This is a genomic window from Pedobacter sp. Leaf170 (assembly GCF_920984665.1).
Taxonomy (GTDB): Bacteria; Bacteroidota; Bacteroidia; order Sphingobacteriales; family Sphingobacteriaceae; genus Pedobacter.
The window spans coordinates 376,759-391,448 of the sequence record NZ_CAKLBP010000002.1 but is presented as its reverse complement, the minus strand read 5'-3'; the positions used below and the strand labels follow the sequence as shown (position 1 = coordinate 391,448).

Sequence of the window (14,690 nt, the reverse complement as noted above, 5' to 3'; positions counted from 1 at the left end):
TATTTTCAATATTAAAAAACTAATATCAAAAAGTCCAAAACTCTTCAATCAGCCACAAAGCTATTAATCTTTAACAAGTTTCGAGGTATCATTTTGTTAAAAAAGGTTAAACAAACAGAAAGTATTGAACAGAAAGCACAAACAACAAAAACAAGGTTTCGTAGAACCACCTCTTTTTGGCATTGCTGAAGTAATAAGCCAAAAGCACCGCACCCGGAGGTACGCATAGTAAAAAGTGAGAAACCCGAAAACCTGGCTTTAAGTAAAAGCTGGCTCCAGCAATCAGAAACATAAAAAACAACATCTGAAAGCCCTTTCTGGTGCTTATAAAACTCCGAAAGAAGTTTTCGCGGAGCTGTAAAGAGGCCAAAACAATAATAACAAAAACAGGAATAAGCACCAGATAATCGTTATAATTAATTTTAAAAACTGATGGAAAACGGTTTACCAATGGTTTCCAAATCTGATAGAAAGATGTTAGATTATCTCTCCAGTAATACAACACAGCCAGAAAGAAAAATACAGTTAAAAAGCCAACAATTCCCGCTATCCAATCTCGCCAGTTAAATGCTCTGAAGAGTAATAAGGAGAGAAAAATCATCAGCAACATCGAAATAAAAGGGAAATAAATTAATGTCCCCAATCCGATTATCATGCCAATATCAAAAACTGCAGTTACAGAATTTGCGCTTTTATTCAGCTTCAAAAACCTATCTATTATCCAGATGAGCAGGAAATTACAAATCAACGCCGGACTTAAAACCATAAATGGCATAAATAAGCTTGCGCCTGTTACATACATTAAACCGGGTAAAAAACTTTGCTTAGTAAGTAAATTCTGGTTATTAATTATCCTGTTGAATAAAAGTGCCTGGATAAATACCAGAATTGCGGCGAAAAATATGTTAGCCACAGGCGAGAACATATTCGACGAATCATAATCGATTAAAAAATGAGCAAATGGCTCTAAAAAATCGAAATGAAGCTGTTCAGGCACCTGATAAAAAAGAATTATCCGCATAAAAAAAGTGTATGCGAGTAATAAAATAAGGTTAACAGGGTTTAATTTTCTAAACTGATTAATCATGCCATTTATACAGAGGGCAAAGTAAAGATAAAAACCGCAAAGCGCAAAAAGTAAAGATTAAGAAGCAAGGATGCAGAAACGCAACCTAAAGAGCAAGGATAGAAGTTGCGAAAAAAGAGTTGCTAAGCAAAGGCTAAATTCTAGCGTACTTCTTAACCATATCATCAATGATTTGCGCTGTTTCATCAGGGAAATTGAACTGATGCTGCTGAGGGTTTTCTACCCATTCTTTAATTATCGGGAGCCAGTTTCTGGTACTGCCCCAAATAACCGGTAAACCAAATTTTTTAAGCGCAAAGGCATTACATTGCTGTTCAAATTGAAAACGCATTGGCGCTACCAATAATTTTTTGCCTAAATATAACGCTTCAGATGGCCCTTCAAAGCCACCACCAGTAAAAAGACCTTCGCAGCTTGCCAAACTCTTATTAAACTTTTCGTTGTTAACAGGCTCTACAAAAACATTTTCATACTGATAAGCTTCTTTGTTGTGTTTAGAAAAAACCTGCCACTTAATATCAGGGATTTTGCTTAAAACTTTCACCAGATATTTATCATCAATAGCTGGAAGGTAAACGGTATAGTGACCTAAATTGGTAATTTCCAACGCTCTTATTTCCGTGCGGATAACAGGTGTGTAAATAAAACTATCATATCTATCAAAATGAAAACCAATATGGTATTTTGTTGGCGCATAGTGGCTGAGAATTACCTTACCCCAATCGATAGTTCTTGGTCTGGGCACTTTCTTTGATTTAAACGCAGCCTGATGGCTTAACGAAACGCAATCAATACCCTGAAGTTTACAAGCCCAGGCACTTACTGGCTCAAAATCATTAACAATTAAATTGTAATCTTTTAAAGGAAGCTGCTTCATGTCTTTTCTGAAACGGAAAAGATTCATGCTTAACCAGGTTTTAAAATGATGAACGCCACCTTTTTTACCGAAAATAAAGCTAAAACCATGCAGCTGGTATTTTACGGGCTGGCTTAATTTAACATCGGCCTGCGTTCCACTAACCAAAATATCTACCTCACCATGTTTTTGCAACAAAGGAATTATTTCCCTTGCCCGGCTGATGTGGCCGTTCCCTGTGCCTTGAATTGCGTATAATATCTTCATTGATTGCCCGAATATCTTAAATTATCAGGCAATTTCATACTTAATATTTTTCAACAGTAAATTAATGTCGAGTTTACTTTTTAAATCTTCCGCATCAGATAAAATTCCGTCATCCATTTCATCCTTAGTAAAATCTTTATGGTCGTATTTAAATATTTCCCAGGCTTTATCCTTATACTCCAAAGCCGTTAAGCTTTCTACCCAATCGCCACTATTCAAATAGGTAACCGAACCATTTTCACTTAAAATTTCTCTCTTTTCGGGTTGATGTATATGTCCGCAAACCACATAGTTATAACCTTTTTCAATAGCAAGCTCGGCGGCAACCTGTTCAAAACTATTGATAAACTTTACCGCATCCTTAAATTTCGCCTTTATTTTCTTAGAAAAACTCATTTTCTCCCTTCCTAAAAGATTAAGAAACCAGTTTACAAAGCTGTTAATCAAAATTAGCGTATCATAACCAATAGCGCCCATTTTGGCAAGCCATTTAGAATGCTGCATGGTTACATCAAAAACATCACCATGAAAAAACCAGGCTTTTTTACCATCTAATTCCATAACCAGTTTGTTGCTTAAATGGAAACTCCCCATTTCCATTCCGTCAAATTTCCTGAGCATTTCATCATGGTTTCCTGTTAAGTAATGAACTTCTACTCCTTCGGAAACGAACTTCATTAACTTTCGGATAACTTTCATGTGTGATTCCGGCCAATAACTTTTGCTGAACTGCCAAATATCGATGATATCTCCATTCAGAATTACTTTTTTGGGTTTGATACTTTTAAGGTATTTCAAAAGTTCTTTGGCATGGCATCCATAAGTACCAAGATGCACATCAGATATCACAACGATATCTACGTTTCTTTTATCCATTATCAAGAAATTTTTGGGGGAGGAATTTTACTACCGCTTTATTTAAGCAGTTCACATTTTTGAAAAAGATGTTACCACTCTTCTTCCTCATCGAGTTTAACCTCAAAAGGACTAAAAAAGTAAATAACGATAATTAACAGGCATATCGCAAAAAAGAATTCAAGCATAACATCCGATTTGAAACAAAGATAAGACACTGTCTATCAATCAAATGTTACGTAACTGTTAAATTTTATTACGCCTCTCTTAATTTTTGTTAAAATTTAATGCCACAAAAAAACCCATAGGCAAATGCCTATGGGTTTAATTATTGTTAAGTTTGATTAAAGACCTCTATTATGCTTTAGCTTTTTTCTTTTTATTCTCTGAATAGAAACCAAAGCCTAAACCAGCAATTAAAAGTATCGAACCGGCTAACGAAATATTCTCGCCAACATAATACGAAGTTGGGTGGAAAATAAATTCTAGTTTGTGGTTACCCGCTTGTAATTGAGCCGCACGTAAGATATAATCAGCCCTGAAATAAGGCTTCTCTACACCATCAATATACATTTTCCAACCTTTATTGTAGTAAATTTCTGAGAAAACAGCCACTACATCTTTCGCTGATGAGTACTCATAAGTTAAATGATCAGGAGTGTAAGTGGTTAATTTAATAAAACCTTCTTGCCCGGTTCCTAAAATTTTGCTGTTTAACATGCTTTTAAAGCTTTCATCAACAATTGCTTCTTTTTTAGCATCAAAACTGTTAATGGCTTTCATTTCCTCGTCTGCATTTTTAACATACTGAACGCTTTCTACAAACCATGCATTTCCGCAAGCCGTTGGATTACGTTGCATTTTGTATGAACCATTTTGTTGGTCTTGTGTGATGATGTATCTTGTATTTAACATGTCCAGCACATCTTGATTGATGCTTTTTGTTAATTGATGGTCAACCAATTCCTGAAAACGTTTTAACCTTGCCGAGTGGAAACCACCAACTGTTTTGTGGAAATATGAAGTTTCTGCACTTTTGAATGGATCGCCTAAAGTTAAATCGAATACTCTAAAGTTTGGGTCTTTATCAGCAGCGATAAAATTATCTACATCTCTAGGTTTGTAATGATCGGCTAAATCAGATTTGTTTACGAAATTCTGATTGCTCAAATATCTGCGATCTACCTGCCATAAATCGATAAGAATAGCCAATGCTAATAAACCAAATGCAAGTTGCATATTCAGTTTTTTGGTGATAAATGCCCAGATTAAACCAAATCCAATCAGGATAAATAACAAGGAACGGAAAGCATCAGCTCTAGCTAGAGATACTCGGTCTGCAACAACCGCATCTGTAATTTTTGACACAATTGCCGCATTGTTTTGCGTAATTTGATTAAGCCAAGTGGTAAGCTCAACCTGGCTTGCATTTTTGAAACTGAAAAATACAGTCGGCATAATTAAGATAATTAATGCAAAACCACCGGTTATCGCCGCCGACCAGGTTAATCTTTTAATTAGGTATTTTTGGTCGTAAACACCATCTTGAGCTTCTTTAATTGCCAAAACCGCAAGTAGCGGAACTAATAAACCAACAACCGCTAATATTGATTCAACAGCTCTAAATTTATTATATCCTGGCAGGTAGTTAAAGAAAATATCTGAAACTAAAGGGAAATTTGAACCAAATGAAAGTAATAATAGTAAAATGCTCGTGCCTAAAATCCACCATTTCCAACGGTGTTTTACAATAAATAATCCGAATACAAATAAGAAACAAATAATAGCACCAAAATAATAAGGGCCAGAAGTACCAGGTTTATCACCCCAATATTGCGAGCCAGCGTTTTGTGCAATTGCATTGATGGCTTCTCCGGTTTTTTCACCATATAAGGGACCAATAGCATTTGCAACTGTTCCATCTTGCAAAATTTTAACGAATTCGCCTTTTGGATCTAAAGCACCTCCACTCGAACCACCGTATAAATTTGGCACTAAGAAAGTGAAACTTTCGCCAACACCCTGGCTCCATTGGTAGGCATAGGCTTTGTCTAAACCGGTTGCAGGCTCGGATTTATCCATTGTTAAGTTAGATTTACCACGAATGGTTTCTTTTCCATATTCATAGGTTGTCCAAAGTGTACCTGCATTAACTAAAATAGCAAGAAAAATACCGCCGAAGATATAAGCCACCGTTTTACCAAATACCGGTAATTGTTTTGCTTTTACTGCATGATAAAGTTCAATGCATCCTAAAATGAAGATGGCAATAAACAAATAGTAGGTCATTTGAATATGGTTAGAACGAATTTCTAAAGCCATAAATAAAGCCAACAAGCTTCCGCCGAGCAAATATCTGCCTCTTAGCGTTAAGATAATTGAAGCAAGAATCGGTGCAAAAAATCCGATTGCTAAAGCTTTATTACTATGCCCAGCAGCAATTATGATAAAGTTATATGATGTAAACGCAAAGGCTACGGCACCTGCCGCTGCAAGCCATGGATTTACCTTTAACACACAAAACAAAAGATATGCGCCTAAAAGATAAAGCAATACAGTGCCCACCGGATCAGGAAATACGCCTTTTATAAAATCGATACCATAGGTAGTGATATTTAATGGATACTGAACCCAGATTTGATAAGCTGGCATTCCACCAAACATCTGGTTAGTCCACAACGGGCCTTTACCTGTTTGGGCTTTAACATCCATAATTTCTTTTTGCATAGCCTTTGCCTGCAAAACATCGCCTTGCATGGGTGCTTTCCCCTGTAAAACAGGACTGAAATAAGCAAAACAAATGACTACAAAAATTGCAATAATGGCTATATGGGTGCCATTGTTTTTAAACCAGTTATTCATTAAGGTTTGTTTAAGTTTAAACGAACGTCAAAAATAAAAATTTGCCCCGTATATTAAAGGAATAAATTAACCGTACTGATAATTAATAATTTCGATGTGAAATATTGCGGTTAATTTCATCCAAATAAGCACAGCAATCAGCAATAAATTTCTATAAAGCAACCTTTCAATAACTCCTGAAAGTTTAAAAAACATAATTATATTTGTTTATGGATTTAGCGACAGGGAAATTAAAATTTATAGAAGCCTGGGGTAAACTTGGCTTAGAATGGGGTATTAACAGAACAATGGCGCAAATTCATGCTTTGCTTTTAATTTCCCCAGAGGCATTAACCACTGAAGATATTATGGAAAGCCTGAGCATATCCAGAGGTAATGCAAACATGACACTTCGCGATTTAATCGGCTGGGGACTTGTTGAAAAGCAACATAAAGCCGGAGAGCGTAAAGAATATTTTTTTGCTGATAAAGATGTTTGGAATATTTCGAGACAAGTTGCAAAAGAGCGTAAAAAACGTGAGCTGGAGCCGGTGTTGAAGGTGCTTTCTGAGCTTTCAGCTGTTACAGGAGATGAAAAAGATCCGGAATATGCTACCTTCAAAAAATCGGTTGCAGATATAAATAAGTTAGCAATTAATGCTGATAAAACCATCGAAACCATGCTAAAAGCTGAAGAAAACTGGTTTTGGGGTTCGATTTTGAAAGTGTTTAAATAGAAGCATCTCCAAAAAAAGCTTTAAACAGCCTTATCAATACAAATCTTTATTTTGTTGCATGAAACAAAAGATTGCTTCCCTAAATTGTCTGGCCCGGCTGTACCTCACAATTAAGGAAATATTACAAACAAAAAAATCCTGATTTTCATCAGGACTTACATTATTTAACTTCTTCGTATTCTACAAAATCTCCGAGCTTATCGGTTTTACCCTGGTCTGGCTTTGGCGGCATGTAATCAATAGAAATTGAACCTTCAGGCTTTTGCTTTTTTTGTTGATATTGCTGTCCAGTAGCCTGCTGTTGCATTTTACTAGCCATATTATTAAACAACATTGGTAATATTAAACGAATTAACATTCGGATAATCCAAAGTACCAGTATTGCTATAAATATAAATTTAATTAATCCCATGCTGATTTCTTATGTTACAAATATAGACGTAGGCTTAAATATTTTGTTACTTTTCTGCAGATTAATTGCATTTTCATTACAATTCTTAATCTTCAATAATTTCGCAAACTCTTCCAACCTGTCCGTCCTCTAATCTTACTTTTATTCCTCTTGAGTGAAATGCAGACGAGGTGAGTAAATCTTTCACCACTCCATACGTAACATTTCCGCTCCGCTGATCCTTCTTTAAAATTATACCAACTTCCAACCCCGGGAAGATATCCTTTCTATTTTGTCCGTCCATCCTATTTGGCAAATTTTTCGTTGTACATTTTCTCTAAAGCAAACATCTCATCACGCAGTTTTGCAGCTTGTAAAAAGTCCATTTCTTTGGCTGCTTTCTGCATATCTTTTCTGGTATTATCAATTGCCTTTTGCAATTCGGCTTTGCCCATGTATTGTACAATCGGATCGGCAGCAATACTAATTTCTGCATTTTCAATGTAAGCCCGGGCTTTGTTATCACTAGCCTTTTGAGAGAAATCGAGCACAGAAGTTTGCTCCAGAATTGCCTCACGAGATTTACCAACCGTTAATGGCGTAATACCATGCTCCAAATTATAGGCAATCTGTATATCACGACGGCGGTTGGTCTCTGAAATCGTTTTTTCCATGCTTTCGGTAATGCCATCAGCATACATAATTACTCTACCTTTATCATTCCTTGCAGCACGCCCAATTGTTTGAATAAGCGATTTTTCTGAACGCAGAAAACCTTCTTTATCAGCATCTAAAATGGCTACAAGGGTAACTTCAGGCAAATCCAAACCTTCTCGTAGTAAGTTAATACCAACCAAAACATCAAATTCACCTAAACGCAAACCTCTTAGTATTTCAACACGCTCTAAAGTTTTTATTTCCGAATGGATGTAGCGGGTTTTAATGTTTAACCTATCCAGGTACTTAGTTAACTCTTCTGCCATGCGTTTTGTTAACGTTGTTACTAAAATTCTACCGCCTTGCTTAATGGTTAAATCTATTTCATCCAATAAATCATCAACCTGGTTAATTGCAGGTCTGATTTCAATAACGGGATCTAGCAAACCAGTAGGGCGAATAACCTGCTCTACCACCACGCCTTCTGATTTTTCCAATTCATACTCAGCCGGTGTTGCACTAACATATATGGTTTGTGGCGCAAGTGCTTCAAATTCTGTAAAATTTAATGGCCTGTTATCCAAAGCTGCAGGCAAACGGAAACCATACTCAACTAAAGAAAGTTTTCGCGAACGGTCGCCGCCGTACATTGCCCTGATTTGAGGCACCGTAACATGACTTTCATCAATAACCATTAAATAATCTTCAGGAAAATAATCAAGCAAACAGAAAGGACGCATACCGGGCGAACGACCATCGAAAAAGCGAGAATAATTTTCGATACCCGAGCAATAACCCAATTCTTTCATCATCTCGATATCGAAATTGGTCCGCTCTTCTAATCGCTTGGCTTCCAGTAAATGTTTATCGGCCACCAATTGATTTTTTCTTATCTCCAATTCTTCCTGAATGCCCCAAATCGACTGGTTAAATCTATCTTTTGGTGTAACAAATAAATTTGCCGGGTAAATCGCCATGTCTTCCAGCTTCTCTAAAGTTTTACCCGAAACCGGGTCAATAGCGGTAAGTTCTTCAATGTCATCACCAAAAAAAGAAATCCGGTAAGCATGGTCAAGGTAAGCCGGAAAAATATCTACTGTATCGCCTTTAACTCTAAAAGTTCCGCGTTTAAATTCTGTAGTCGTTCTGGCGTATAAAATTTCTACTAAACTGTGCAAAAATGCATTTCTGGAGATTCTTAAACCAACTCCAAAGCGGAAAACCATTCTAGAAAAATCCTCCGGGTTTCCCATACCATATATACAGGAAATGGAAGAAACTACTATAATATCCCGCCTGCCACTCATCAATGATGAGGTAGTCCGAAGCCTCAATTTCTCTATCTCTTCATTAATACTTAAATCCTTTTCTATGTACGTATTACTGGATGCAATAAAAGCTTCGGGTTGGTAATAATCATAATATGAAACAAAATAATTCACCGAGTTTTCAGGGAAAAAGTTTTTAAACTCTCCGTAAAGCTGGGCAGCCAACGTTTTGTTATGACTCAATATCAGCGTTGGTTTTTGGGTTTGCTCAATTACATTGGCAATTGTAAACGTTTTCCCTGAGCCGGTAACACCTAGTAAAGTTTGATAATTTTCGTTCGCATTTACACCATCAACCAATTGTTTTATAGCCTGAGGCTGGTCGCCGGTAGGCTGATACGCTGAAGTAATTTTAAATTTCATAAACAATCAAATTTAACTATAAATGCTATGCAAAGCAATTTTATAAACTTTGCAATACCATAACAACGTAATAATTAGCACATGGTTTTATTTGAAAAGCAAGCTACGGTGTTTATCGGTTCCAATAGTCCCGTTATCCGCTTTACTCACCCGAAAAAACCTGTAGAATATGGAAGTGTACAATTAAGATAACAGATGCAGTATTTAAATCGGGTTTCGTGTTCGCTGCTACCGGGTTTAGTTTACAAACATCCGTATTTCAAATTATCGCTTACAATAAAAGCCCTGCTAATTAGCAAGGCTTTAATTTTATCAATGTTTTTATGAGCAAAATTATTTACCCGCAGCTTTTTGCATTGGGTTCATACCCACAGATTGACCTCTAACTGCCGTTGCAGTTTTGGCCTTAAAAACTTTGAATTTGCTTTCTTTTGCTTTGCCACCCCAACCATTATTGCCGGTATCAATATCTGCAGTTTCACGTAACGGATCAATTAGTATCGATTGAACTTCTTTATCCTTTACATAAAATTTAGAAGTTTTAAGTTCGTTGTGTCTCCATATTTGCGCCGGAATGCGGTCAATTTCCTTCGTGCCATCAGCATAAGTAAATTCTACAATAATTGGCATCACCAAACCGCCTTTATTGCTAAAGGTAAGTTCGTAGAAAAATTTGTTCTCATATTTCGCCTGTTCAGCTGCAGGTACAGGTTCAAAACCCGAAGCGGTTTCTACTTTAACCGCTGTTGTAGTATCAACACTTACTTGTCCTCTATCGTATTTATAATAAAAATCTTGTGCCGCCGGTGTTTTATCTGTGTAGAAACTTATCTTTTTATCTTCCCGGTTTCTAATTTTTGAAATATCCTGGAAAGCATTTACAGCAGGTTTATCAATTTTTACCATTCTTGATCTTGCCTCGGGCACTGATGTTGGGAAATCTGCTTTGGCAAATTTTACGCTATCCAATGCAATATCGCATGGTTCTGTTCCATAAAACCAACCTCTCCAAAACCAATCTAAATCTTCGCCACTTGCATCTTCCATTGTACGAAATAAATCTGCAGGCTGAGGATGTTTGAAAGCCCATCTTCTCGAATATTCTTTAAAAGCATAATCGAATAGCGCTCTTCCCATAATGGTTTCACGCAAAATATTTAAGCCTGTTGCAGGTTTAGAATATGCATTCGGACCAAAACGTGCGATGTTCTCAGAATTCGTCATAATTGGTTCCAACTCATCTTTAGGCAATTTCATGTAATCTACAATCGTATAAGCCGGTCCTTTTTTACTCGGGAAAGTATTATCCCAAAGTTCCTCTGTTAAATATTCTACGAAAGAGTTTAAACCTTCGTCCATCCAGGTCCACTGACGCTCATCGCTATTTACAATCATTGGGAAAAAGTTATGCCCAACTTCATGAATAATTACACCCAGCATACCATTTTTGGTACTTTCGCTATAAGTTCCATCCGCATCGGTACGGCCATAGTTAAAGCAAATCATCGGATATTCCATTCCGTTAGCGGCTTCTATACTTTGCGCCACCGGATATGGGTAAGGTATGGTAAAATCAGAATAAGTTTTAATGGTATGCGCAACCGCACGTGTAGAAAATTTACTGTACAAATTATAAGCTTCTTTGCCGTAGAAACTCATACACATTACCGTATTGTTGTTGGTTGCTATTTTCTGAGGCATTGCATCCCAAATAAATTTGCGGGAAGATGTCCAGGCAAAATCGCGAACATTATCTGCCTGAAAAACCCATGTTTTTGTAGCTGTTGCTTTTCTGGTTTCTGCCAATTTAGCCTCCGCTAAAGTCTGAATTTCTACCGGAGCAGTAGCCGTTTTTGCAGCATTATATCTGCTTAATTGTGTAGGATTTAGAACGGCGCTATAGTTTAAACAAGCACCGGTTGAACCTACAAGGTGATCTGCAGGAACAGTCATTTGTACTTTAAAATCTCCAAAGGTTAAGGCAAATTCTCCTCTGCCTGTAAACTGATGATTTTGCCATCCTTGAAAATCGCTGTAAACACACAAACGAGGATACCATTGAGCCATTGTAAACAAATAGTTTCCATCGCCGGCAAAATATTCATAACCTCCGCGACCGCCCACGGTCATTCTATCGGTAATTTTATAATTCCAATCTATATTAAAAATTAATTTCTGACCGGTTTTTAACGGTGCGGGTAAATCAACCCTCATCATGGTTTTATTTACGGTATAGGTTAATTTTTTACCTAAAGCATCGGTTATTTTTAAAATATTAATACCAAAATCATTATCTGTCTTATCGCTTAAGGCATCTATACTTTTTGTTGTTCCGCCAGTTAGCATTTTACTTGCATCCTGATAGTTTGCATTTTTGCTTGTGCTGTGCTCGTTTTCATCAAGTTGTAACCAAATATAAGTTAATGGGTCGGGCGAATTGTTGGTATAGGTTACGGTTTCACTTCCGGTTAATAACAGGTTTTTTTCATCAAGCGTACACTTTATGTTATAGTCTGCACGCTGCTGCCAATACTTTACGCCAGGTGCGCCACTTGCAGTTCGCTGTTCGTTTGGAGTAGGCAAAATTGTGCCTAATTGTTCAAACTTGTTGCCATGGTTGCTGCCTGGATTATTCTGAATATTTTGCGCTATTGCAAGGCTTCCTGTAAAAAGCAATAAACCGGTTAACGTAAATAATTTGTTCATAATGATATTTATAGAAAAGGAATTCTTTGTAAGGACATTTGAAGTGCTAAGCTAAATACTGCGGCTGAGATAAACAAGACCCAATCGCGACGCCTGATTTTTGTATAATTAAAAATAAAAAAGGTGATGAGTAAAATGATAAATACCATAAATATTTGTCCGGCTTCTAAACCCACGTTAAAACCGAATAAACCCCAGCCAATGTTATCGCCTTTGGCAAGCATTATTCTTATTGAATTTGCAAAACCCATTCCGTGTATTAACCCAAACACTAAGGCCAGGTAATAGTTTATCTTTATAGATTTTAAAGAGAAATCTTTCCTGAATACGTTGCTAATGGCCGTTAAAACAATTGTGCATGGAATTAAGAATTCAACCCATTTACTTTCAAAACGAAAAACATCAGTAACACTTAAAAATAAGGTTAAAGAATGACCGATGGTAAAAGCAGTTACTAAAATTAAAACCTGTTTAAAATTTTTGTAGCTGTAAATGGCTACTAAAGCTAAAATGAAGAGTTGATGATCAAGCGCATCTGCGCTGATTATATGTTCCCAACCAAGTTTAAAATAAAATAAGAAATCTTGCAATGGCATTTAAATTAGCTTTGTGTAATAAGCTTTAGTATTTTTGAAAGCTTAAAATTAAAATTTTAATTGTAAAAAAGTTAAAATCACCGAAATGCTATTGTTAAACTCCAAATTTGTTACCTTATTTCTTTTTTTATCTCTATTTTCTTCAAAAAAAATAGAGAAACATCCTCTTCATGTAAGTACAACTGAAGTAAATTTTAATGTAAAAGATAAAAGTTTGGAAATAAGCTGTAGAATTTTTAGTGATGATTTTGAAAGCATACTTGCTAAATTATATAAGCAAAAAACTGATTTAGTTAATCCGGCTTTAAAAAATCAAATGGATGCTTTAGTCAAAAAATATCTGCTCAGCCATTTACAAATAAAGGCAAATGGTAAGCTCGTTAACATGAATTATATCGGCTTTGAAATTGACCACGAGGCCACAAATATTTATCTGGAAGTTGACAAAATAGCAAGCATAAAAAGCATTGAAGTAAATAGCTCTATTTTATACGATATGTTTGATGACCAGATGAGTATCATCCACCTTGTGAAAGGAAATACCAGAAAAAGCGGTAAAGTTTTATATCCTGATAAGGCTTTTAGCGCAAACTTTTAATTGTAATTTTTGTAATAGATATTAAATTAAGATTAAAAAACGGTAAATTTATATTATGTCCTAAACCGAAAGATAATGTGAAAAGGCAAAACCAGGCAGGATAAATTGTTTAAGAAATTAAGTTTGTAACGCTCCCTATTGTTATTAAACTATGCATGTAATTGTCTTTTCGCCCAAGTTAACTCCAAGGATAAAATATATCTTCAATTTTATTTTTAAGGATATTTTAAAAACCGATGTAGAGTTTACCGGAAACACAGAATATTTTCTTCAGAATGATAATTTGAAAATTAGTTATGCAGACAAACCTGTAGGCAAGGAACTTTTTTTTAAACATTCAAACATTCTTTTATCAAACAAAGTTGAAGAACTGAAATTAAAAACGACCACTTTTGATGATTATAAAGTGCCGTTTAGTGTAGATGATTCGACTTTGCCATTTGATGTTTTTGCTGCATCTTTTTTTATCATCAGCCGATACGAAGAATACCTTCATAAAGATAAAAGTGTGTTAAACTTTAAGGCTGAAGATAGTTATCAGCATAAATGGAAAATTTTGAATCGCCCGATAATTGATGAATGGGCAATGCTGATAAAAAATGTAATCAGGAAAAACTATCCATCTTTTAAATTTTCAGAGAAGAAGTTCAAACATCAACCTACAATTAACTTTACACTGAAGCCTGATGTGCCACCAGGATTTTTTCCGAAATCGAAATTTATTTTCAGTTCGATTTTTAATAAGGAGCAAAAATTTCTGAGTTCAGTTTTTGATGAGCTTACCGGGTTAAGCGTAAATCCGGCAGAAGTATTGGAATCTTTTCCAGATACTCAAACTCCTCAAAAACCAATCTATTTTGTAAATTTCCCATTAGATTCTAAAAATATATTTACATTCAGAAACAGTAAACATCTTTTAGAGAACAAAAACATTGGGTTATTTCGTCCATGCGCAACAGACAAAGAAAAATTAGCTTCACTAAAAGCAGATTTACTTCAACTTAAAAAACTACAGCAAGGTTTGGTTAACCTTTCAAGCCAACAAATTGATGATTTAAAATTGCCTTCATGCTATCTGAATTTAATTTCTGCCGGTATAACCGCTGATTATTCAATGGGCTATGAAGATACGCCAGGTTTTAGGGCTGGTACTTGTACGCCTTTTAATTGGTATGATTTGCAATTAGAAAAAGTGACGCCGCTATTGGTTTATTCGTACTGTTTAAGCGACGAACATTTCACACACCTGGATACGCAAGAAGCTAAAAAATTAGTTACTGGCTTTATTGACGTAGTTAAATTGGTTCATGGCTATTTTATTAGTAACTGGCAATTGCGAAGTTTATCGCAGCACTTGAAATACAAAAAACTAAAAGCAACTTATAACGATATGAATACGTATGCCTAA

Annotated in this window: 12 protein-coding genes; 3 read left to right on the top strand and 9 right to left on the bottom strand. The window is 35.8% G+C overall.

All coding sequences use genetic code 11. The features are described from left to right. Positions 1-106 precede the first annotated feature (106 nt). From LUA90_RS06725 to LUA90_RS06710, 4 genes are all read right to left on the bottom strand, one after another. Positions 107-1,021: a DUF6427 family protein gene (locus LUA90_RS06725; protein WP_231490657.1), complete on the bottom strand. Its 915-nt coding sequence runs from the start codon at positions 1,019-1,021 to the stop codon at positions 107-109. A 199-nt stretch (positions 1,022-1,220) separates the two neighbouring features. Continuing rightward, complete coding sequence (locus LUA90_RS06720; protein ID WP_231458813.1) at positions 1,221-2,210, bottom strand: glycosyltransferase family protein; 990 nt, start codon at positions 2,208-2,210, stop codon at positions 1,221-1,223. A 24-nt stretch (positions 2,211-2,234) separates the two neighbouring features. After that, a complete protein-coding gene (locus LUA90_RS06715; protein ID WP_231458812.1) occupies positions 2,235-3,086 on the bottom strand; it encodes a UDP-2,3-diacylglucosamine diphosphatase in 852 nt (283 codons plus the stop codon). Positions 3,087-3,422: 336 nt separating this feature from the next. Beyond that, complete coding sequence (locus tag LUA90_RS06710; protein ID WP_231458811.1) at positions 3,423-5,927, bottom strand: YfhO family protein; 2,505 nt, start codon at positions 5,925-5,927, stop codon at positions 3,423-3,425. Between the two features lie 209 nt (positions 5,928-6,136). On the opposite strand from LUA90_RS06710, the gene LUA90_RS06705 reads away from it, so the two are divergent. Further along, positions 6,137-6,643, top strand: a complete 507-nt coding sequence (locus LUA90_RS06705) for a GbsR/MarR family transcriptional regulator (protein WP_231458810.1) — start codon at positions 6,137-6,139, stop codon at positions 6,641-6,643. A gap of 160 nt (positions 6,644-6,803) precedes the next feature. Here LUA90_RS06705 and LUA90_RS06700 read toward each other — a convergent pair whose 3' ends face one another. From LUA90_RS06700 to LUA90_RS06680, 5 genes are all read right to left on the bottom strand, one after another. Beyond that, a complete protein-coding gene (locus tag LUA90_RS06700; RefSeq protein WP_231458809.1) occupies positions 6,804-7,055 on the bottom strand; it encodes a DUF4834 family protein in 252 nt (83 codons plus the stop codon). Between the two features lie 85 nt (positions 7,056-7,140). Then, positions 7,141-7,338 (bottom strand): YwbE family protein, encoded by a 198-nt coding sequence (locus tag LUA90_RS06695; protein WP_231458808.1) that lies wholly within the window; start codon positions 7,336-7,338, stop codon positions 7,141-7,143. A gap of 1 nt (position 7,339) precedes the next feature. Next, a complete protein-coding gene (gene uvrB / locus LUA90_RS06690; RefSeq protein ID WP_304622658.1) occupies positions 7,340-9,382 on the bottom strand; it encodes an excinuclease ABC subunit UvrB in 2,043 nt (680 codons plus the stop codon). A gap of 333 nt (positions 9,383-9,715) precedes the next feature. Further along, the gene (locus LUA90_RS06685) at positions 9,716-12,088 is read right to left on the bottom strand and encodes a M1 family metallopeptidase (RefSeq protein WP_231458806.1); all 2,373 of its coding nucleotides are present in this window, start codon (positions 12,086-12,088) and stop codon (positions 9,716-9,718) included. 8 nt (positions 12,089-12,096) lie between these two features. Beyond that, positions 12,097-12,684, bottom strand: a complete 588-nt coding sequence (locus tag LUA90_RS06680) for a HupE/UreJ family protein (protein ID WP_231458805.1) — start codon at positions 12,682-12,684, stop codon at positions 12,097-12,099. A gap of 85 nt (positions 12,685-12,769) precedes the next feature. Here LUA90_RS06680 and LUA90_RS06675 point away from each other — a divergent pair, with 85 nt between their 5' ends. After that, positions 12,770-13,282, top strand: coding sequence for a DUF6702 family protein (locus LUA90_RS06675; protein WP_231458804.1), 513 nt, complete (start codon positions 12,770-12,772; stop codon positions 13,280-13,282). A 151-nt stretch (positions 13,283-13,433) separates the two neighbouring features. After that, positions 13,434-14,690 carry a hypothetical protein gene (locus LUA90_RS06670; protein WP_231490656.1) on the top strand — a complete coding sequence of 419 codons (1,257 nt, stop codon included), beginning with the start codon at positions 13,434-13,436 and terminating at the stop codon, positions 14,688-14,690.

Excerpts from the sequence above, each read along its gene's own strand:
- LUA90_RS06725 (WP_231490657.1), bottom strand. The coding sequence starts at position 1,021 with ATGCGGATAATTCTTTTTTATCAGGTGCCTGAACAGCTTCATTTCGAT.
- LUA90_RS06720 (WP_231458813.1), bottom strand. The coding sequence starts at position 2,210 with ATGAAGATATTATACGCAATTCAAGGCACAGGGAACGGCCACATCAGC.
- LUA90_RS06715 (WP_231458812.1), bottom strand. The coding sequence starts at position 3,086 with ATGGATAAAAGAAACGTAGATATCGTTGTGATATCTGATGTGCATCTT.
- LUA90_RS06710 (WP_231458811.1), bottom strand. The coding sequence starts at position 5,927 with ATGAATAACTGGTTTAAAAACAATGGCACCCATATAGCCATTATTGCA.
- LUA90_RS06705 (WP_231458810.1), top strand. The coding sequence starts at position 6,137 with ATGGATTTAGCGACAGGGAAATTAAAATTTATAGAAGCCTGGGGTAAA.
- LUA90_RS06700 (WP_231458809.1), bottom strand. The coding sequence starts at position 7,055 with ATGGGATTAATTAAATTTATATTTATAGCAATACTGGTACTTTGGATT.
- LUA90_RS06695 (WP_231458808.1), bottom strand. The coding sequence starts at position 7,338 with ATGGACGGACAAAATAGAAAGGATATCTTCCCGGGGTTGGAAGTTGGT.
- uvrB (WP_304622658.1), bottom strand. The coding sequence starts at position 9,382 with ATGAAATTTAAAATTACTTCAGCGTATCAGCCTACCGGCGACCAGCCT.
- LUA90_RS06685 (WP_231458806.1), bottom strand. The coding sequence starts at position 12,088 with ATGAACAAATTATTTACGTTAACCGGTTTATTGCTTTTTACAGGAAGC.
- LUA90_RS06680 (WP_231458805.1), bottom strand. The coding sequence starts at position 12,684 with ATGCCATTGCAAGATTTCTTATTTTATTTTAAACTTGGTTGGGAACAT.
- LUA90_RS06675 (WP_231458804.1), top strand. The coding sequence starts at position 12,770 with ATGCTATTGTTAAACTCCAAATTTGTTACCTTATTTCTTTTTTTATCT.
- LUA90_RS06670 (WP_231490656.1), top strand. The coding sequence starts at position 13,434 with ATGCATGTAATTGTCTTTTCGCCCAAGTTAACTCCAAGGATAAAATAT.